The 16,790-nt window shown below is 69.5% G+C and carries 27 protein-coding genes; all 27 read right to left on the bottom strand.

Features of this window, described 5'->3' with window-relative positions; all coding sequences use genetic code 11:
* Positions 1–118 precede the first annotated feature (118 nt).
* The 27 genes from MTP13_RS09445 to rplB all read right to left on the bottom strand — a co-directional run bounded on the left by MTP13_RS09445 (position 119) and on the right by rplB (position 16,787).
* Entirely contained in the window at positions 119–1,036 is a 918-nt protein-coding gene (locus MTP13_RS09445; RefSeq protein ID WP_243567482.1) for a tRNA pseudouridine synthase A, read from the bottom strand.
* A gap of 136 nt (positions 1,037–1,172) precedes the next feature.
* Entirely contained in the window at positions 1,173–1,703 is a 531-nt protein-coding gene (rplQ, locus tag MTP13_RS09440) for a 50S ribosomal protein L17 (protein ID WP_243567481.1), read from the bottom strand.
* Positions 1,704–1,748: 45 nt separating this feature from the next.
* Positions 1,749–2,735, bottom strand: coding sequence for a DNA-directed RNA polymerase subunit alpha (locus tag MTP13_RS09435; RefSeq protein WP_243567480.1), 987 nt, complete (start codon positions 2,733–2,735; stop codon positions 1,749–1,751).
* A gap of 130 nt (positions 2,736–2,865) precedes the next feature.
* Complete coding sequence (gene rpsK / locus MTP13_RS09430; RefSeq protein WP_022889749.1) at positions 2,866–3,264, bottom strand: 30S ribosomal protein S11; 399 nt, start codon at positions 3,262–3,264, stop codon at positions 2,866–2,868.
* A 32-nt stretch (positions 3,265–3,296) separates the two neighbouring features.
* Positions 3,297–3,677 carry a 30S ribosomal protein S13 gene (rpsM, locus tag MTP13_RS09425; protein WP_243567479.1) on the bottom strand — a complete coding sequence of 127 codons (381 nt, stop codon included), beginning with the start codon at positions 3,675–3,677 and terminating at the stop codon, positions 3,297–3,299.
* Positions 3,678–3,832: 155 nt separating this feature from the next.
* Positions 3,833–3,949 carry a 50S ribosomal protein L36 gene (gene rpmJ / locus MTP13_RS09420; RefSeq protein ID WP_005050492.1) on the bottom strand — a complete coding sequence of 39 codons (117 nt, stop codon included), beginning with the start codon at positions 3,947–3,949 and terminating at the stop codon, positions 3,833–3,835.
* A gap of 71 nt (positions 3,950–4,020) precedes the next feature.
* The gene (infA, locus tag MTP13_RS09415; protein WP_011186713.1) at positions 4,021–4,242 is read right to left on the bottom strand and encodes a translation initiation factor IF-1; all 222 of its coding nucleotides are present in this window, start codon (positions 4,240–4,242) and stop codon (positions 4,021–4,023) included.
* 104 nt (positions 4,243–4,346) lie between these two features.
* Positions 4,347–6,047 (bottom strand): phosphoenolpyruvate--protein phosphotransferase, encoded by a 1,701-nt coding sequence (ptsP, locus tag MTP13_RS09410; protein ID WP_243567478.1) that lies wholly within the window; start codon positions 6,045–6,047, stop codon positions 4,347–4,349.
* A gap of 111 nt (positions 6,048–6,158) precedes the next feature.
* Positions 6,159–6,965: a type I methionyl aminopeptidase gene (gene map / locus MTP13_RS09405; protein ID WP_243570795.1), complete on the bottom strand. Its 807-nt coding sequence runs from the start codon at positions 6,963–6,965 to the stop codon at positions 6,159–6,161.
* A gap of 49 nt (positions 6,966–7,014) precedes the next feature.
* Complete coding sequence (locus MTP13_RS09400; RefSeq protein ID WP_243567477.1) at positions 7,015–7,641, bottom strand: adenylate kinase; 627 nt, start codon at positions 7,639–7,641, stop codon at positions 7,015–7,017.
* A complete protein-coding gene (gene secY, locus MTP13_RS09395) occupies positions 7,638–8,960 on the bottom strand; it encodes a preprotein translocase subunit SecY (RefSeq protein ID WP_243567476.1) in 1,323 nt (440 codons plus the stop codon). Before secY ends, MTP13_RS09400 begins: the two co-directional genes overlap by 4 nt.
* Before the next feature lie 136 nt (positions 8,961–9,096).
* Positions 9,097–9,759, bottom strand: a complete 663-nt coding sequence (rplO, locus tag MTP13_RS09390) for a 50S ribosomal protein L15 (protein WP_243567475.1) — start codon at positions 9,757–9,759, stop codon at positions 9,097–9,099.
* Complete coding sequence (gene rpmD / locus MTP13_RS09385) at positions 9,759–9,944, bottom strand: 50S ribosomal protein L30 (RefSeq protein ID WP_067948559.1); 186 nt, start codon at positions 9,942–9,944, stop codon at positions 9,759–9,761. Before rpmD ends, rplO begins: the two co-directional genes overlap by 1 nt.
* A complete protein-coding gene (gene rpsE, locus MTP13_RS09380) occupies positions 9,944–10,648 on the bottom strand; it encodes a 30S ribosomal protein S5 (protein ID WP_372458675.1) in 705 nt (234 codons plus the stop codon). The genes rpmD and rpsE overlap by 1 nt, the downstream gene beginning before the upstream one ends.
* Positions 10,645–11,004 (bottom strand): 50S ribosomal protein L18, encoded by a 360-nt coding sequence (gene rplR / locus MTP13_RS09375; RefSeq protein WP_243567474.1) that lies wholly within the window; start codon positions 11,002–11,004, stop codon positions 10,645–10,647. The genes rpsE and rplR overlap by 4 nt, the downstream gene beginning before the upstream one ends.
* A 2-nt stretch (positions 11,005–11,006) precedes the next feature.
* Complete coding sequence (gene rplF / locus MTP13_RS09370) at positions 11,007–11,543, bottom strand: 50S ribosomal protein L6 (protein WP_243567473.1); 537 nt, start codon at positions 11,541–11,543, stop codon at positions 11,007–11,009.
* 4 nt (positions 11,544–11,547) lie between these two features.
* Positions 11,548–11,946, bottom strand: coding sequence for a 30S ribosomal protein S8 (gene rpsH, locus MTP13_RS09365; protein WP_243567472.1), 399 nt, complete (start codon positions 11,944–11,946; stop codon positions 11,548–11,550).
* A 165-nt stretch (positions 11,947–12,111) separates the two neighbouring features.
* A complete protein-coding gene (gene rplE / locus MTP13_RS09360; RefSeq protein ID WP_243567471.1) occupies positions 12,112–12,696 on the bottom strand; it encodes a 50S ribosomal protein L5 in 585 nt (194 codons plus the stop codon).
* Positions 12,696–13,055, bottom strand: coding sequence for a 50S ribosomal protein L24 (gene rplX / locus MTP13_RS09355; RefSeq protein ID WP_189083721.1), 360 nt, complete (start codon positions 13,053–13,055; stop codon positions 12,696–12,698). Before rplX ends, rplE begins: the two co-directional genes overlap by 1 nt.
* Positions 13,056–13,058: 3 nt before the next feature.
* Positions 13,059–13,427: a 50S ribosomal protein L14 gene (rplN, locus tag MTP13_RS09350; protein ID WP_243567470.1), complete on the bottom strand. Its 369-nt coding sequence runs from the start codon at positions 13,425–13,427 to the stop codon at positions 13,059–13,061.
* Positions 13,428–13,460: 33 nt separating this feature from the next.
* Entirely contained in the window at positions 13,461–13,763 is a 303-nt protein-coding gene (rpsQ, locus tag MTP13_RS09345; protein WP_189083719.1) for a 30S ribosomal protein S17, read from the bottom strand.
* Between the two features lie 2 nt (positions 13,764–13,765).
* Entirely contained in the window at positions 13,766–14,086 is a 321-nt protein-coding gene (gene rpmC, locus MTP13_RS18210; RefSeq protein WP_189083718.1) for a 50S ribosomal protein L29, read from the bottom strand.
* Positions 14,086–14,505 carry a 50S ribosomal protein L16 gene (gene rplP, locus MTP13_RS09335; protein WP_189083717.1) on the bottom strand — a complete coding sequence of 140 codons (420 nt, stop codon included), beginning with the start codon at positions 14,503–14,505 and terminating at the stop codon, positions 14,086–14,088. The genes rpmC and rplP overlap by 1 nt, the downstream gene beginning before the upstream one ends.
* Positions 14,506–14,507: 2 nt before the next feature.
* Complete coding sequence (gene rpsC / locus MTP13_RS09330) at positions 14,508–15,263, bottom strand: 30S ribosomal protein S3 (RefSeq protein ID WP_243567469.1); 756 nt, start codon at positions 15,261–15,263, stop codon at positions 14,508–14,510.
* Entirely contained in the window at positions 15,263–15,628 is a 366-nt protein-coding gene (gene rplV, locus MTP13_RS09325; protein ID WP_189083715.1) for a 50S ribosomal protein L22, read from the bottom strand. Before rplV ends, rpsC begins: the two co-directional genes overlap by 1 nt.
* Positions 15,629–15,653: 25 nt before the next feature.
* Complete coding sequence (gene rpsS, locus MTP13_RS09320) at positions 15,654–15,935, bottom strand: 30S ribosomal protein S19 (protein WP_022889728.1); 282 nt, start codon at positions 15,933–15,935, stop codon at positions 15,654–15,656.
* Between the two features lie 12 nt (positions 15,936–15,947).
* Positions 15,948–16,787, bottom strand: coding sequence for a 50S ribosomal protein L2 (gene rplB / locus MTP13_RS09315; RefSeq protein WP_189083714.1), 840 nt, complete (start codon positions 16,785–16,787; stop codon positions 15,948–15,950).
* Positions 16,788–16,790 lie beyond the last annotated feature (3 nt).

The following is a 16,790-nucleotide window of genomic DNA, read 5'->3' as shown; positions in this document are numbered from 1 at the left end:
TGAATCCCGCTCCGGTGGGGTGTTCGTGCGCGATGCGCGTGAACGCCCCGGTGGAGGGCTCAACTTCGGATACCCGGGGTCGACCCGAAGGTCGGCGCCGTGGCACCAAAGGGAGAGTTTAGCCGACGACCCCGTCGACCCGCAATTCGCGGCGTGCCCGGGTCTGCTCGGCGCGCGCCGCGAGCTCCTCGTCGGGCGGGTAGCCGACCTCGGTGAGCACGAGCCCCTTCGCCGGCATCACCTTGAACGCGCTCGTGCGCTCCGCGGCGGCGAGCAGCGCGGCGGGGTCCCCCGGGTCGAGCCGCCCCTCCCCCACGGCCGCACTCGAGCCGACGAGCGCGCGCACCATCGAGTGGCAGAAGGCGTCGGCCTGCAGCCGCGCCACGAGCACGCCGTCCGGGTCGCGCGCCCAGCCGAAGGCCTGCAGCGTGCGGATCGTCGTCGCCTCGGGCCGGGGCTTGCAGAAGGCGGCGAAGTCGTGCAGCCCCACCAGCGAGCGCGCCGAGGCATCCATCGCCGCTGCGTCGAGCGTGCGCGGCAGCCAGACCGTGCGATTCCGCGCGAGCGGGTCCTTCAGCGCCGGGCCGTCGGCGATCCGGTACTCGTAGCGGCGCCACACCGCGGAGAAGCGCGCGTCGAAGCCCGCCGGCGCGATGGCCGCGGAGGTCACCACGACGTCCGCCTCGGCCGCGCCCAGGATGCCGGTGAGCCGGCGCAGCAGGACGGCGGCCGGGTCCGGGGCGTCCGCGGAGTCGGCGTCGCCGCGGCGCGGCTTCGTGACCGCCGCGAGGGCTTCCGGCTCGACGTCGAGGTGCGCGACCTGCCCGAGCGCGTGCACGCCGGCGTCGGTGCGGCCGGCCACGGTCAGCCGGGGTGCGGTGCCGGTGCGGCGGAACAGCGTGCCGAGCGCCTGCTCGACGACGCCCTGCACCGTGCGCAGGCCGGGCTGGGTGCTCCAGCCGGCGAATCCGCCGCCGTCGTAGGCGATGCCGAGGCGCAGCCGCACGAGCTCCGTCCGATCCCGAGTGCTCGCCATGCCGTCCAGCTTAGGGCGACCGGGCACCCGGCCCCGCCGGCGGGCGGACGCCGAGCGCGCCGCCGGAGATGACGACGCAGACGACGACGGGCCCCGATGCGCGATGCATCGGGGCCCGTCGTACGGGGTGCTGAGGTTACTTGGCCTCGGCCTCGGCGGTCTCCGCCTGCTCCTCGGCCGGAGCCTCGGTCTCGGCGGTCTCCTCGGCGGGAGCCTCGGTCTCGGCGGCGGCCTCCTCGGCCGGCTCCTCGACCGGGGCGGCCGGGGCGGCCTCGGCGGCGGGCTTCGCGGTGCGCTGCTTCTTCACGACCGGCTCGAGCACGAGCTCGATGACCGCCATGGGCGCGTTGTCGCCCTTGCGGTTGCCGATCTTCGTGATGCGGGTGTAGCCGCCCTCACGGTCGGCGACCTGCGGCGCGATGACCGCGAACAGCTCGTGGACGACCGACTTGTCGCCGATGACGGCGAGCACGCGACGGCGCGCGTGCAGGTCGCCGCGCTTCGCGAAGGTGATCAGGCGCTCGGCGAGCGGACGCAGGCGCTTGGCCTTGGTCTCGGTCGTCGTGATCGACTTGTGCGTGAACAGCGCGGCGGCGAGGTTCGCGAGCAGCAGCCGCTCGTGCGCGGGGCCGCCTCCGAGGCGGGGGCCCTTGGTGGGCTTCGGCATGATTCGTTGTCTCCAGTACTTGGGGGGTTAGGGCGGCGCTACCGCTTAGTTCTCGTCGTCGAAGCCCGTGTAGAAGTGGGCGCCGTCGAAGCCGGGAACCGAGTCCTTGAGGGCCAGCCCCATCTCCGTGAGCTTGTCCTTGACCTCGTCGACCGACTTCTGGCCGAAGTTGCGGATGTTCATGAGCTGCGACTCCGAGAGGGCGACGAGCTCGGACACCGTGTTGATGCCCTCGCGCTTCAGGCAGTTGTAGCTGCGCACCGAGAGGTCGAGGTCCTCGATCGGGATCGAGAGCTCGCTCGAGAGCACGGCGTCGACCGGCGCGGGGCCGATCTCGATGCCCTCGGCCGCGGTGTTCAGCTCGCGGGCGAGACCGAACAGCTCGACCAGCGTGCGGCCGGCCGAGGCGATCGCGTCGCGCGGCGAGATGGCCGGCTTCGACTCGACGTCGACCACGAGGCGGTCGAAGTCGGTGCGCTCGCCGGCACGGGTGGCCTCGACGCGGTAGGTGACCTTCAGGACCGGCGAGTAGATCGAGTCGATCGGGATCTGGCCCGCCTCGCTGTACTCGTTGCGGTTCTGCTGGGCCGACACGTAGCCGCGGCCGCGCTCGATGGTGAGCTCGAGCTCGAACTTCGCGGCGTCGTTCAGGGTCGCGATGACGAGCTCGGGGTTGTGCACCTCGACGCCGGCCGGGGCCGAGATGTCGGCGGCGGTGACCTCACCGGCGCCCTGCTTGCGCAGGTAGGCGGTGATGGGCTCGTCGTGCTCGCTGGAGACGACCAGGTTCTTGATGTTGAGGATGATCTCGGTGACATCCTCCTTGACGCCGGGCACGGTCGAGAACTCGTGCAGCACGCCGTCGATGCGGATGCTCGTGACGGCCGCCCCCGGGATCGAGGAGAGGAGGGTGCGACGGAGCGAGTTGCCCAGGGTGTAACCGAAGCCCGGCTCGAGGGGCTCGATCACGAACCGCGAACGGAACTCCGAGATGTTCTCTTCGGTGAGCGTCGGGCGCTGTGCGATCAGCACTGTGGATTCCTTTCGGCAGGGTGTCCGCTATATGACACCGAGCAGTTCTTGAAGGATCTTGAGTTGTGAGAGAACGGCCCGCACCCCGGGCGACGCCGCGAGGGCGCCGCCCGGGGGCGGGGACGGAGGGTCAGACGCGACGGCGCTTCGGCGGGCGGCAGCCGTTGTGCGCCTGGGGCGTCACGTCGTTGATGCTGCCGACCTCGAGGCCCGCGGCCTGGAGCGAGCGGATGGCGGTCTCACGACCCGAGCCCGGGCCCTTGACGAAGACGTCGACCTTCTTCATGCCGTGCTCCTGCGCCTGGCGGGCGGCCGACTCGGCCGCCAGCTGCGCGGCGAACGGGGTCGACTTGCGCGAGCCCTTGAAGCCGACGCCGCCGGAGGAGGCCCAGCTGATCACGGCACCGTTGGTGTCGGTGATCGAGACGATCGTGTTGTTGAACGTCGACTTGATGTGGGCCTGGCCCACGGCGATGTTCTTCTTTTCCTTCTTGCGCGGCTTGCGAGTAGCCGCCTTGGGTGCTGCCATGTTCGAAATCTCCTAGATCTGGCGACAAGCGGTTACTTGCGGCCGGCCTTCTTCTTGCCGGCGACGGTGCGCTTCGGGCCCTTGCGGGTACGAGCGTTGGTCTTGGTGCGCTGGCCGCGGACCGGGAGGCCGCGACGGTGGCGGAGGCCCTCGTACGAGCCGATCTCGACCTTGCGGCGGATGTCGGCGGCGACCTCGCGGCGAAGGTCACCCTCCACCTTGTAGTTGCCCTCGATGTAGTCGCGCAGCGCGACGAGCTGGTCGTCGCTGAGGTCCTTGACGCGGATGTTGCCGTCGATGCCGGTGTCCGCGAGCGTCTGCAGCGCACGGGTGCGGCCGACGCCGTAGATGTAGGTCAGTGCGATCTCCACGCGCTTCTCGCGCGGGATGTCGACTCCTGCCAGACGTGCCATGGTGGCTTCTCCTGTGAGTGAGTGGAGGTGTGAAGCAGTGCCGGTGCCCGGGCCTCCTCCCGAGGTGTCCCCCGCTCCCGAGTCGTCGGGCGGCGGGTTCTGGCACTGCCGTGTTCAGTTGTCGCGGATCCGTGCGCGGCACGGACCGCCGCAGGTCAGCCCTGGCGCTGCTTGTGGCGCGGGTTCGACTTGCAGATGACCATGACGCGGCCGTGACGGCGGATCACCTTGCAGTGATCGCAGATCGGCTTGACGCTGGGGTTCACCTTCATGAGGGATGTTTCCTTCGATTCGCTGTCCTCGTACCCGCGGGATGCCGCGGGCCGTTACTTTCCGACAGCCTTTACTTGTAGCGGTAGACGATGCGCCCGCGGGTCAGGTCGTAGGGGCTCAGCTCCACGATGACGCGGTCCTCCGGGAGGATGCGGATGTAGTGCTGCCGCATCTTGCCGGAGATGTGGGCCAGCACCTTGTGGCCGTTGGTCAGCTCGACGCGGAACATTGCGTTCGGGAGCGCCTCGATGACCGAGCCCTCGATCTCGATGACACCGTCTTTCTTGGCCATAGCCTCACTATCGCTTGGGGTAAAGGTGGTCGGTCGTGCGATGGTTCCGCACCTCTGACGCCCTGTCGGCGCATGCCGCAGCGCAGGTGCAGAACACCAAGGATCTACTGTAGACCACTCGCGGACGAATCGCCAACCGAGCGGCCGCGCACCGATTCGGCGGCGGCCGTCGCCGCCCGCTTGGCCTCGGCCGCGCCCTCGGTCGCCAGCGCGGCCCCGGCGATGGCCCGGGCATCCTCCAGACCGTAGCGCGCGAGCGAGGCGCGCACGTCCGCGAGCGCCGACGGCGACATCGACAGGCTGGTGGCGCCGAGGCCCACGAGGACGACGGCGAGCAGGGGGTCGGCGGCGGCCTCGCCGCAGATCCCCACGGGCGTGCCGGTGCGCGCCCCGGCGGCGCCGACCTCCTCGATGAGGCGGAGCACGGCCGGATGCCACGGGCTCTGCAGCTGGGCGACCGTGCCCAGCAGGCGGTCGGCGGCCATCGTGTACTGGGTGAGGTCGTTCGTGCCGATCGAGGCGAAGGCGCAGGCGTCCAGCACGCGGTCGGCCAGCAGCGCCGCGGCGGGCACCTCGATCATGACGCCCGCGGTGCGGATGCCGAGCTCCGCGGCCAGCGCGGTGAAGTACCGGGTCTCCTCGACCGTCGCGATCATCGGCGCCATGACCCAGAGCTCGGCGTCGGTCGCCGCGTCGGCGGCGGCGAGCGCCGTGAGCTGCTCGCGCAGGACGGCTTCGGACCGGCGCAGCGCGCGGATGCCGCGGAGCCCGAGCGCCGGATTCTCCTCCTCGGCGTCGTTCAGGAAGGCGAGCGGCTTGTCGGCGCCCGCGTCGAGCACCCGCACGACGACCTTCTTGCCGGCGAACTCGTTGAGCAGCTTCGTGTACTGCTCCTGCTGCTCGGCGACGCTCGGCGCCCGATCGGCGTCGAGGAAGAGGAACTCGGTGCGGAAGAGGCCGACCCCCTCCGCGCCCAGCCGCAAGGCCTCCGCCGCGCCCCCGACCGAGCCGAGGTTGGCGAGGAGCGGCACCGGGGCGCCGTCGGCGAGCGCCCCGGGCGTGATGGGCGCCTCCGCGGCGAGCCGTCGGGCCGCGCTGCGCTCGCGCGCCTCGGCGAGCTGCGCCTCGCTCGGCGCCACCACGACGACGTCGTGCTCGGCGTCGACGAGCACCTGCTCGCCGTCGACGAGCCCTGCGGCGCCGGCGGCGCCCACGATCGCGACGATGGACTGCTCCCGCGCGAGGATCGCGGTGTGCGAGGTCGGGCCGCCGTCGACCGTGACGAGCGCGAGCACCTGCTCGAGGTCGAGCACCGCGGTATCGGCCGGCGCGAGGTCGCGCGCGACGAGGACGAAGGGATGGCCCGGGTCGGGCACCCCGGGCGCCGGCAGCTCGAGGAGGTGCGCGACCACCCGCTGCGAGACGTCGTCGAGGTCGGCCGCCCGCTCGCCGAGATACCCGCCCATTCCGGCGAGCACGTCGCGGAAGGCGGCGAAGGCCTCGTAGACGGCGCGCTCGGCGGTCTTGCCCTCGGCCAGCCGCTTCACGACGTCGGTGATGAGGCTCGGGTCGCCGGCCATCATGGCCTGGGCCTCGAGGACGTCCTTCGCGGCGCCGCCGGCCCGCGCGCCCCGGCGCTGCAGTTCGTCGGCGACAGCGGCGAGGGACGTGCGCGCCCGCTCCTCCTCCTGGGACGCGTCGAACCCGCTCGCTCGGTCCTCCGGCGCTGGGAGCGGCTCGGCCATGCGCACGACGGGCCCGACCGCGATCCCCTGCCCGATGCCGATGCCCTGGATCTCGCGCATGCGGTCCTCCCCCGTCGGTGGCGTCCCTTGCTCCTCGTTCACCATAGCCCGCGGACGCGCAGGGAGGAACGGTGGAGGCCGTGCGCGGCCGCCCGGCTCGGGTCGTGGCGCTCAGGGGATGGGGACCGGCGTCACGCCGAAGGGCGCGAGCCCGGCTGCCCCGCCGTCCTCGGCCGTGAGCACCCAGATGCCGTCCGCGTGCACCGCGACGGAGTGCTCGACGTGCGCGGCGTCCGAGCCGTCGGCGGTCGTCACGGTCCAGCCGTCGTCGCGCACGAACGTCTCGATCGAGCCCGCGACGATCATCGGCTCGATGGCGACGACGAGCCCCGGCTTCACCGCCGGCCCACGGCGATCGACGCGGTAGTTGAACACCGGCGGTTCCTCGTGCATGCGCCGGCCGATGCCGTGCCCGACGTAGTCGAGCAGGATGCCGTACTCTCGGCCGGTGCCGCCCGGGGCATCCGCCTCCGCGACGACCGCGTCCTCGATCGCAGCGCCGACCTCGTTCAGGTGGCGCGCGCTCGCGAGCGTCGCGATGCCCGTCCAGAGCCCGAGCTCGGCGACCCGCACGAGCTCGCGGCGGGCCGCGACGACATCCGGGCGCTCGGGGTCGTCGAGCACCACCGAGAAGGCGGCGTCGCCGTTCCAGCCGTCGACCTCGGCGCCGCCGTCGACCGAGACGAGGTCGCCGGGCCGGAACGGCCGGTCTCCCGGGATGCCGTGCACCACGTCGTCGTCGACCGAGACGCAGAGCGTGTGGCGGTAGCCGGGCTCCAGCTGGAAGTTCGAGCGGCCGCCGCGATCGAGGATGAGCCGCTCGGCGGCGGCGTCGAGCTCGAGCGGCGTCGCCCCGACTGCGATCAGCGCGCGCGCCTCGGCGAGGGCCGCCGCCGTCACCTCGCCGGCCGCGCGCATCGCGCGGAGCTCGGCCGGCGACTTCAGGATCGAGCGGCGGAACACGGGCTCAGGCGAGGGCGCCCGGGTGCACCGGCGCGAGGCCGCGAGCCGCGAGCGACTCGAAGATGCGGGTGGTGACCTCGTCGAGCGAGCCGACGCCGTCGATGCGCACGACGATGCCGCGGGCGCGGTAGACGTCGAGGATCGGCGCGGTCTCGCGCTCGTAGATCGCCAGCCGGTTCGCGATGACCTCTTCGGTGTCGTCGGTGCGGCCCTGCTCGACGGCGCGCTGGCGCAGCCGGGCGATCGACTCCTCACGGGGCACCTCGAGCTCGATGACGGCGTCGAGCGCCTCGCCGCGGGGCTCGAGGAAGGCGTCCAGGTCGGCGACCTGACCGCGGTTGCGCGGATAGCCGTCGAGGAGGAAGCCCTCGGCCGCATCGGGCTGGGCGAGCCGGTCGGCGACGAGCGCACTCGTGAGCTCGTCGGGCACCAGGTCGCCGGCCTCGATGATCGACTGCACCTGCTTGCCGAGCTCGGTGCCGCCCTTCACGTTCGCACGGAAGATGTCGCCGGTCGCGATCTGCGGCACGTCGAACGCCGCGGCGACGAGCACGCCCTGGGTCCCCTTGCCGGAGCCCTGCGGGCCGACGATGAGGAAGCGGGCAGAGCGGGCGGAGTCGGCGCTGGTCATCGGAGGAGTCCTTCGTAGTGTCGCTGCTGGAGTTGCGCGTCGATCTGCTTGACGGTCTCGAGACCGACGCCGACGATGATCAGGATCGATGCACCGCCGAACGGGAAGTTCTGGTTGGCCCCGACCAGCGCGAAGGCGATGAGCGGGATGAGGGCGATGAGGCCCAGGTAGAGCGAGCCCGGGAACGTGATGCGCGTGAGCACGTAGTCGAGGTACTCGGCCGTCGGGCGGCCCGCGCGGATGCCGGGGATGAAGCCGCCGTACTTCTTCATGTTCTCGGAGACCTCGTCCGGGTTGAACGTGATCGCGACGTAGAAGTAGGTGAAGCCCACGATGAGCAGGAAGTACAGCAGCATGTAGAGCGGGTGGTCGCCCTTGGTCAGGTAGTTCGTGATCCACGCGACCCAGGGCTGGATCTCCTCGCCCGCCTTCGGCTGGTTGAACTGCGCGATGAGCGCCGGCAGGTAGAGCAGCGACGAGGCGAAGATGACGGGCACGACGCCGGCCATGTTCACCTTGATCGGGATGTACGTGTTGTTGCCGCCGTAGGTGCGCCGCCCGACCATGCGCTTCGCGTACTGGACGGGGACGCGCCGCTGCGACTGCTCGACGAAGACCACCGCGACGACGACCACGAGGCCGATCGCGAGGACGATCGCGAAGACGTCCCAGCCGCGCGAGATGCCGATGGCCCAGAGCGAACCGGGGAAGGTCGAGGCGATCGAGGTGAAGATGAGGAGCGACATGCCGTTGCCGATGCCGCGCTCGGTGATGAGCTCGCCCATCCACATGATGAGGCCGGTGCCCGCGGTCATCGTGATGACCATCAGGAGGATCGCGTACCAGGCGTCGTTCGTGATCAGCTGCGAGCAGGAGGGGTCGGCCGAGCCGCTGAACAGCGCGCCCGAGCGGGCGACCGTGATCAGGGTGGTCGACTGCAGCACACCGAGGGCGATCGTGAGGTACCGGGTGTACTGGGTCAGCTTGCCCTGGCCCGCCTGGCCCTCCTTGTAGAGGGTCTCGAAGTGCGGGATGACGACGCGGAGCAGCTGGACGATGATCGACGCGGTGATGTACGGCATGATGCCGAGCGCGAAGATCGACAGCTGCAGCAGCGCACCGCCGGAGAAGAGGTTGACGAGCTCGTAGAGGCCCGAGGCGCCCTGGTTCGCCGCGAGGCAGGCCTGGACGTTCGAGAAGTCCACGAACGGCGCGGGGATGAACGAGCCCAGACGGAACAGGGCGATGATGCCCAGGGTGAAGCCGATCTTCCGGCGCAGGTCCGGCGTGCGGAAGATCCGCCCGATCGCGTTGAACACTCGTCCTCCTGTTGCTCCGTCGTGGAGCGTCATACACTGCAGCCGGGCGCGGCGCCCGGATGCGATTCGAGCCTGTCAGGACCCCCGTGAATCATACGCGAGGTCCCGACAGGCTCGAACTTCGATGGTGGATCGGTTACTTGACCGAGCCGCCCGCCGCGACGATCTTCTGCTCGGCCGAGCCGGAGACCTTGTCGACGGAGACGTTCAGCTTCACCTGCAGGTCGCCGTTGCCGAGCACCTTGACGCGCTCGTTCTTGCGGACCACGCCCTTGGCCACGAGGTCGGCGACGGTGACGTCGCCGCCCTTCGGGTAGAGCGCCGCGAGCTTGTCCAGGTTCACAGCCTGGTACTCGACGCGGAACGGGTTCTTGAAGCCGCGGAGCTTCGGCGCACGCATGTGGTACGGAAGCTGGCCGCCCTCGAAGCCGGGGCGCACCGTGTTGCGGGCCTTCGTGCCCTTGGTGCCGCGACCGGCGGTCTTGCCCTTCGAACCCTCACCGCGACCGACGCGGGTCTTGTCCTTCTTGGCACCGGGAGCCGGACGAAGGTGGTGCACCTTCAGGACCTGCTCGCGAGCCTCGACGACCTCGGCCTTCGGCGCCGACTTCTTAGCCGGAGCCTTCTTGGCGGGCGCCTTCTCGGCCGGAGCCTTCTCAGCGGTGTCGGCCTTGGCGGCGGCGGCCTTCTTGGCCGGAGCCTTGGCGGCCGGCGCCTTCTCGGCGGCGGCCTTGGCCGGCGCCTTCTTCGCGGGAGCCTTCTTCGGGGTCTCCTCGGCGACGTTCTTCTCGTCAGCCATTAGTCAATCTCCTCAACCTTCACGAGGTGGGCGACCGTCTTGACGTAGCCGCGGTTCTGCGGCGTGTCCTCACGGACGACGGAGTCGCCGATGCGCTTCAGTCCGAGGCTGCGGAGCGTGTCGCGCTGGTACTGCTTCTCGCTCACCTTGGACTTGATCTGGGTCACCTTGAGCTGCTTGGCCATCAGGCACCTGCCTTCGCTGCTGCGGCGGCCTCGGCCGCCTGGGCCTCGGCACGCAGCAGACGGGCGGGCGCGACCTCGTCGTAGTCGAGACCACGACGGGCGGCGACGGCGCGCGGCTCCTCGAGCTGCTTCAGCGACTCGACGGTGGCGTGCACGATGTTGATGGTGTTCGACGAGCCGAGCGACTTCGACAGCACGTCGTGGATGCCGGCGCACTCGAGCACGGCGCGGACCGGACCACCGGCGATGACACCGGTACCGGGCGACGCCGGACGCAGGAGGACGACACCGGCGGCCGCCTCACCCTGCACGGGGTGCGGGATGGTGCTGCCGACGCGCGGGACGCGGAAGAAGTTCTTCTTCGCCTCCTCGACGCCCTTCGAGATGGCCGTCGGGACCTCGCGCGCCTTGCCGTAGCCGACGCCGACGAGCCCGTTGCCATCGCCCACGACGACGAGCGCCGTGAAGCTGAAGCGACGGCCGCCCTTGACGACCTTGGACACGCGGTTGATGGTGACGACGCGCTCGAGGAACTGGCTCTTCTCGGCGTCGCGGCCACCGCGGTCGCGACCGCCCTGGCCGCGGTCGCGGCCGCCACGGCGGCCATCGCGCTCGCGGCGCTCGGGCTGCTGCTCGGTACCGGCAGCGGTCTCGACGGGTGCCTCAGCGGCCACCTCGGTCTCCTTCACAGTGTTCTCACTCACAGGTTCAGCCCTGCCTCTCGCGCTCCATCGGCGATCGCCGCGACACGACCGGCGTACTTGTTGCCGCCGCGGTCGAAGACGACCTCGGCGATGCCGGCCTGCTTGGCGCGCTCGGCGACGAGCTCGCCGACCTTCTTGGCCTTGGCGGTCTTGTCACCGTCGAACGCGCGGAGGTCGGCCTCCATGGTCGACGCGGAGGCCACGGTGCGGCCCTGGGCGTCGTCGACGACCTGCACGAAGACGTGGCGGGCCGAACGGGTCACGACGAGGCGCGGACGCAGCTCGGTGCCGACGATCTTCTTGCGAAGGCGGGTGTGGCGGCGCGAGCGCGCAGCCGACTTGCTCTTCACGGCCATGGTTACTTACCAGCCTTTCCGGCCTTGCGACGCACGACCTCGCCGGCGTAGCGGATGCCCTTGCCCTTGTACGGCTCGGGCTTCTTGATCTTGCGGATGTTGGCGGCGGTCTCGCCGACGGCCTGCTTCGAGATCCCCGACACGGTGATCTTGGTGTTGCCCTCGACCGCGAAGGTGATGCCCGCGGGCGCCTCGACGACGACCGGGTGCGAGAAGCCGAGCGCGAACTCGATCGCGCTGCCCTTCTGCGCCACGCGGTAGCCGGTGCCGACGATCTCGAGGCCCTTCGAGTAGCCCTCGGTGACGCCGATGATGTCGTTGGCGATGAGCGTGCGGGTGAGGCCGTGGAGCGAACGCGACTCGCGCTCGTCGTCCGGGCGGCTGACGATGACCTGGCCGCCATCGACCTTGGCCTCGATGGGGCTCGCGACGGTGAGCGAGAGCTCGCCCTTCGGGCCCTTGACGGTGACGGCGGAGCCGTCGATCTTCACCTCGACACCGGCGGGGATGTCGATGGGGAGTCGTCCGATTCGTGACATGGACTTACCACACGTAGGCGAGGACTTCCCCACCCACGCCCTTCTTCTCGGCCTGGCGGTCGGTGAGCAGACCGCTGGAAGTGGACAGGATCGCGACGCCCAGGCCACCGAGGACCTTGGGGAGCTCGGTCGACTTCGCGTACACGCGGAGACCGGGCTTGGAGACGCGCTTGATGCCGGCGATCGAGCGCTCGCGGTTGGGGCCGAACTTGAGGCTCAGCGTGAGGGTCTTGCCGACTCGCGCGTCGGTCACCTCGAAGTCCGCGATGTAGCCCTCGTTCTTGAGGATCTCGGCGATGTGGCCCTTCAGCTTGGAGTGGGGCATCGACACCGCGTCGTGGTGGGCGGAGTTGGCGTTCCGCAGACGGGTCAGCATGTCAGCGACCGGGTCGGTCATCGTCATGACGATGTGTTCCTAACGTTCACCAGGTTTCAGGACCCGGTACACGGGGACTGACCTGTGGTGGTGCGGTTCGCGGTTGCGAACCGTCGAATGCCTGTGCCGGCGCCGCTCCCCTCGACTGGCTCGGGGAGCGGTGCCGGCTCATGCACAAACTCGTAGAGTCTACTACGCGTTCTCGACCTGCTTGAACGGGAAGCCGAGCGACTTGAGCAGCGCGCGACCCTCCTCGTCGTTCTTGGCGGTGGTCACCACGGTGATGTCCATGCCGCGAACGCGGTCGATCTTGTCCTGATCGATCTCGTGGAACACGCTCTGCTCCGAGAGACCGAAGGTGTAGTTGCCGTTGCCGTCGAACTGACGGTCGCTCAGGCCGCGGAAGTCGCGGATGCGCGGGAGCGCGAGCGACAGGAGGCGGTCGAGGAACTCCCACATGCGGTCGCCGCGCAGCGTGACGTGCGCGCCGATCTGCTGGCCCTCGCGCAGCTTGAACTGCGCGATGGACTTGCGGGCCTTCGTGACCTGCGGCTTCTGACCGGTGATCTTCGTGAGGTCGGCGATCGCGCCGTCGATGACCTTGCCATCGCGCGCGGCCTCGCCGACACCCATGTTGACGACGATCTTGACGAGACCCGGGACCTGGTGCACGTTCGTGTAGCCGAACTGCTCCAGGAGGCCCTTCGAGATCTCCTCGCGGTACTTCTGCTTCAGGCGGGGCTGGATTTTGCCAGCCGCCACGGCAGTCTCAGTCATCAGAGGTCCTTACCTGACTTCTTGGCGTAACGAACGCGGACGGTCTTGGTGACCCCGTCCTTCGTCACGGTTTCGTTGCGGAAGCCGACGCGGGTCGGCTTCTTGGTCTCGGGGTCGACGATCGCGACGTTCGAGACGTGGATCGGGGCCTCATGGGTCTCGATGCCGCCGGTCTTCGAACCGCGCTGGGTCTGGCCGACCCGCACGTGCTTCGTGACGTAGTTGACGCCCTCGACGACGACGCGGTTCTGGTCGACCAGCACCTCGATGACCTTGCCCTGCTTGCCGCGGTCTCCACCGCGGGCCTGGCTGCGGCCGGAGATGACCTGGACCAGGTCGCCCTTCTTGATGTTCGCCATGGGTTAGAGCACCTCCGGAGCCAGCGAGATGATCTTCATGAACTTCTTGTCGCGCAGCTCGCGGCCCACCGGGCCGAAGATACGGGTGCCGCGCGGCTCGCCGTCGTTCTTGAGGATCACCGCAGCGTTCTCGTCGAACTTGATGTAGGAGCCGTCGGGACGACGGGTCTCCTTGCGGGTGCGGACGACGACGGCCTTGACCACGTCGCCCTTCTTCACGTTGCCGCCGGGGATCGCGTCCTTGACCGTCGCGACGATGATGTCGCCGAGGCCGGCGTAGCGGCGGCTGGAGCCGCCGAGCACACGGATGGTGAGGAGTTCCTTCGCACCCGTGTTGTCGGCCACCTTGAGCCGGGATTCCTGCTGAATCACTTCAGTCTCCTTCTCGGAAGCAAGCCCAGGGGCTTACTTGGCCTTCTCGACGATCTCGACGAGGCGCCAGCGCTTGGTGGCGCTGAGCGGCCGGGTCTCGGAGATGACGACCAGGTCGCCGATGCCGGCGGTGTTCTGCTCGTCGTGCGCCTTGACCTTCGAGGTGCGGCGCATGACCTTGCCGTACAGCGGGTGCTTCACGCGGTCCTCGACCTCGACGACGATGGTCTTGTCCATCTTGTCGCTGACGACGTAGCCGCGGCGCACCTTGCGGTACGGACGCTGCTCGGCCGTCTCGGCGACCTCGGCCGTGGCGGCCTTCTTGGTCTCAGCCATGATCAGGCCTCCTTCGTCTCTGCGGCGTCGGCGGCCTCGTCAGCGGCCTTGGCCTTCTTGGTCTTCTTCTCGGCCTTGGCGGGGACCTCGACCGGGGCGGGGGTGGCCCGGATGCCGAGCTCGCGCTCGCGGATCACCGTGTAGATGCGGGCGATGTCGCGCTTGACCGCACGGAGGCGGCCGTGGCTCTCGAGCTGGCCGGTGGCCGACTGGAAGCGCAGGTTGAACAGCTCTTCCTTGGCCTTCTTCAGCTCGTCGACGAGACGCTCGTCTTCGAAGGTGTCGAGCTCGACGGTCTCGAGCCCCTTGGTTCCGACGGACATTACGCGTCGCCCTCCTCGCGCTTGATGATGCGTGCCTTGAGGGGCAGCTTGTGGATGGCACGGGTCATGGCCTCGCGTGCGAGCTCCTCGGAGACGCCCGAGACCTCGAACAGGACGCGACCCGGCTTGACGTTGGCGACCCACCACTCGGGCGAACCCTTACCGGAACCCATGCGGGTCTCGGCCGGCTTCTTCGTGAGCGGACGGTCCGGGTAGATGTTGATCCACACCTTGCCGCCACGCTTGATGTGACGCGTCATGGCGATACGAGCGGACTCGATCTGACGGTTGGTCACGTAGGCGGGGGTGATGGCCTGGATGCCGTACTCACCGAAGCTGACCTTGGTGCCGCCCGTGGCGGCGCCGTCGCGCTTCGGGTGGTGCTGCTTGCGGTACTTGACTCGACGGGGAATCAACATGGTTACGCCTCAACTCCTGCTGCCGCCGGCTCCGCAGCCTTGGGGGCGCGGTCGCGGCGGGGACGGTCGCGGTCGCCGCGCGACGGCTTCTGGGCCGCCTGCTCGCGCGCGAGCTCCTTGTTCGTGATGTCGCCCTTGTAGATCCAGACCTTCACGCCGATGCGGCCGAAGGTGGTCTTGGCCTCGTAGAAGCCGTAGTCGATGTTCGCGCGCAGCGTGTGCAGCGGCACACGACCCTCGCGGTAGAACTCCGAGCGGCTCATCTCGGCGCCGCCGAGACGGCCGGAGACCTGGATCCGGACGCCCTTGGCGCCGGCGCGCTGCGCGCCCTGCAGACCCTTGCGCATCGCGCGGCGGAACGCCACACGAGCGGAGAGCTGCTCGGCGATGCCCTGCGCGACGAGCTGGGCGTCGGCCTCGGGGTTCTTGACCTCGAGGATGTTCAGCTGGATCTGCTTGCCGGAGAGCTTCTCGAGGTCGGCGCGGATGCGCTCGGCCTCGGCGCCGCGGCGGCCGATGACGATACCCGGGCGGGCCGTGTGGATGTCCACGCGGACGCGGTCGCGGGTGCGCTCGATCTCGATGCGCGAGACACCCGCGCGGTCGAGCGAGGTGGTCAGCATCTTGCGGATGCGGACGTCCTCGGCGAGGTAGTCGGCGTAGCGCTGACCGGGCTTGTTCGAGTCGGAGAACCACCGCGACACGTGGTCGGTGGTGATGCCCAGACGGAAGCCGTACGGGTTGACCTTCTGACCCATTACTTCGTACCCTCCTCGGGCGTGGCGAGCACGACGGTGATGTGGCTCGTTCGCTTGTTGATGCGGAAGGCACGGCCCTGCGCACGCGGCTGGAAACGCTTGAGGGTGGTGCCCTCATCGACGAATGCACGCGCGACGTACAGGTCCTGCTCGTCCAGGTAGGTGTTCGTGGCATCGGCCTTGACGCGAGCGTTCGCGATGGCCGAGGCGACGAGCTTGTACACCGGCTCGCTCGCGCTCTGGGGCGCGAACTTCAGGATGGCCAGGGCCTCCTGAGCCTGCTTGCCGCGGATCAGGTTGACGACGCGGCGAGCCTTCATGGGGGTGACGCGGATGTGTCGCACGCGGGCGATCGACTCCACCATTTCTTCCTCCTTCACACCACCGCGACTAGCGGCGGCGGCCCTTCTTGTCGTCCTTCACGTGTCCACGGAAGGTGCGGGTGGGCGCGAACTCGCCGAGCTTGTGGCCCACCATGGTCTCGGTGACGAACACCGGGATGTGCTTGCGGCCGTCGTGCACGGCGATCGTGTGCCCGAGCATGGCCGGGATGATCATCGAGCGGCGCGACCACGTCTTGATGACGTTCTTGCTGCCGGCTTCGTTCTGGACGACGACCTTGCGAAGCAGGTGCTCGTCGACGAAGGGGCCCTTCTTAAGACTGCGAGGCATCTTCTCTTACTCCTACTTGCGCTTCTTGCCGACGGTGCGACGACGGACGATGAGCTTGTCGCTTTCCTTGTTGGGGCGACGAGTGCGTCCCTCGGGCTGACCCCACGGGCTGACCGGGTGGCGACCACCGGAGGTCTTGCCCTCACCACCACCGTGCGGGTGGTCGACCGGGTTCATGGCGACACCGCGGACGGTCGGGCGAACGCCCTTCCAGCGCTTGCGGCCGGCCTTGCCCCAGTTGATGTTGGACTGCTCGGCGTTGCCGACCTCGCCGATGGTCGCGCGGCAGCGCGCATCGACGTTGCGGATCTCGCCCGAGGGCAGACGCAGCTGGGCGTAGGGGCCGTCCTTCGCGACGAGACGCACCGAGGCGCCCGCCGAACGGGCCATCTTCGCGCCGCCGCCGGGACGGAGCTCGATCGCGTGGACGACGGTACCCGTCGGGATGTTGCGCAGCGGCAGGTTGTTGCCGGGCTTGATGTCGGCCGCGGGGCCCGACTCGATCAGGTCGCCCTGACGGAGCTTCGCCGGCGCCAGGATGTAGCGCTTGGTGCCGTCCGCGAAGTGCAGCAGCGCGATGCGCGCCGTGCGGTTCGGGTCGTACTCGATGTGCGCGACCTTGGCGGGCACGCCGTCCTTGTCGTTGCGACGGAAGTCGATGACGCGGTACTGGCGCTTGTGGCCACCGCCGATGTGGCGGGTGGTGATGCGACCCTGGTTGTTGCGGCCACCGGTCTTGGAGAGCGGGCGCAGCAGCGACTTCTCGGGCGTCGAACGGGTGATCTCGGCGAAGTCCGAGACCGAAGAACCGCGACGACCGGGGGTCGTGGGCTTGTACTTACGAATAGCCATTGT

The organism is Agromyces soli (assembly GCF_022811605.1).
In the GTDB taxonomy this organism is placed as follows: Bacteria; Actinomycetota; Actinomycetes; order Actinomycetales; family Microbacteriaceae; genus Agromyces; species Agromyces soli.
The sequence above is the reverse complement of the archived record's forward strand: the minus strand, read 5'-3'. Positions and strand labels throughout refer to the sequence as shown.

Coding starts and splice junctions, on each gene's coding strand:
- rplQ (WP_243567481.1), bottom strand. CDS start 1,703: ATGCCGAAGCCCACCAAGGGCCCCCGCCTCGGAGGCGGCCCCGCGCAC.
- rpsQ (WP_189083719.1), bottom strand. CDS start 13,763: ATGGCTGAGACCAAGAAGGCCGCCACGGCCGAGGTCGCCGAGACGGCC.
- rpmJ (WP_005050492.1), bottom strand. CDS start 3,949: ATGAAGGTGAACCCCAGCGTCAAGCCGATCTGCGATCACTGCAAGGTG.
- ptsP (WP_243567478.1), bottom strand. CDS start 6,047: ATGCGCGAGATCCAGGGCATCGGCATCGGGCAGGGGATCGCGGTCGGG.
- infA (WP_011186713.1), bottom strand. CDS start 4,242: ATGGCCAAGAAAGACGGTGTCATCGAGATCGAGGGCTCGGTCATCGAG.
- rpsK (WP_022889749.1), bottom strand. CDS start 3,264: ATGGCAGCACCCAAGGCGGCTACTCGCAAGCCGCGCAAGAAGGAAAAG.
- MTP13_RS09445 (WP_243567482.1), bottom strand. CDS start 1,036: ATGGCGAGCACTCGGGATCGGACGGAGCTCGTGCGGCTGCGCCTCGGC.
- rpmC (WP_189083718.1), bottom strand. CDS start 14,086: ATGTCCGTCGGAACCAAGGGGCTCGAGACCGTCGAGCTCGACACCTTC.
- rplV (WP_189083715.1), bottom strand. CDS start 15,628: ATGGTGGAGTCGATCGCCCGCGTGCGACACATCCGCGTCACCCCCATG.
- rplF (WP_243567473.1), bottom strand. CDS start 11,543: ATGTCACGAATCGGACGACTCCCCATCGACATCCCCGCCGGTGTCGAG.
- rplE (WP_243567471.1), bottom strand. CDS start 12,696: ATGACTGAGACTGCCGTGGCGGCTGGCAAAATCCAGCCCCGCCTGAAG.
- rplX (WP_189083721.1), bottom strand. CDS start 13,055: ATGGCGAACATCAAGAAGGGCGACCTGGTCCAGGTCATCTCCGGCCGC.
- MTP13_RS09400 (WP_243567477.1), bottom strand. CDS start 7,641: ATGACCAGCGCCGACTCCGCCCGCTCTGCCCGCTTCCTCATCGTCGGC.
- rpsM (WP_243567479.1), bottom strand. CDS start 3,677: ATGGCACGTCTGGCAGGAGTCGACATCCCGCGCGAGAAGCGCGTGGAG.
- rplP (WP_189083717.1), bottom strand. CDS start 14,505: ATGTTGATTCCCCGTCGAGTCAAGTACCGCAAGCAGCACCACCCGAAG.
- rpmD (WP_067948559.1), bottom strand. CDS start 9,944: ATGGCCAAGCAGCTCAAGGTGACCCAGATCAAGTCCAAGGTGAGCGAG.
- rplB (WP_189083714.1), bottom strand. CDS start 16,787: ATGGCTATTCGTAAGTACAAGCCCACGACCCCCGGTCGTCGCGGTTCT.
- rplO (WP_243567475.1), bottom strand. CDS start 9,759: ATGGCTGACGAGAAGAACGTCGCCGAGGAGACCCCGAAGAAGGCTCCC.
- rpsS (WP_022889728.1), bottom strand. CDS start 15,935: ATGCCTCGCAGTCTTAAGAAGGGCCCCTTCGTCGACGAGCACCTGCTT.
- rpsH (WP_243567472.1), bottom strand. CDS start 11,946: ATGACGATGACCGACCCGGTCGCTGACATGCTGACCCGTCTGCGGAAC.
- map (WP_243570795.1), bottom strand. CDS start 6,965: ATGCGCGCGGCCGGCGAGGTGACGGCGGCGGCCCTCGCCGAGGCGCGC.
- rpsC (WP_243567469.1), bottom strand. CDS start 15,263: ATGGGTCAGAAGGTCAACCCGTACGGCTTCCGTCTGGGCATCACCACC.
- rplR (WP_243567474.1), bottom strand. CDS start 11,004: ATGGCCGTGAAGAGCAAGTCGGCTGCGCGCTCGCGCCGCCACACCCGC.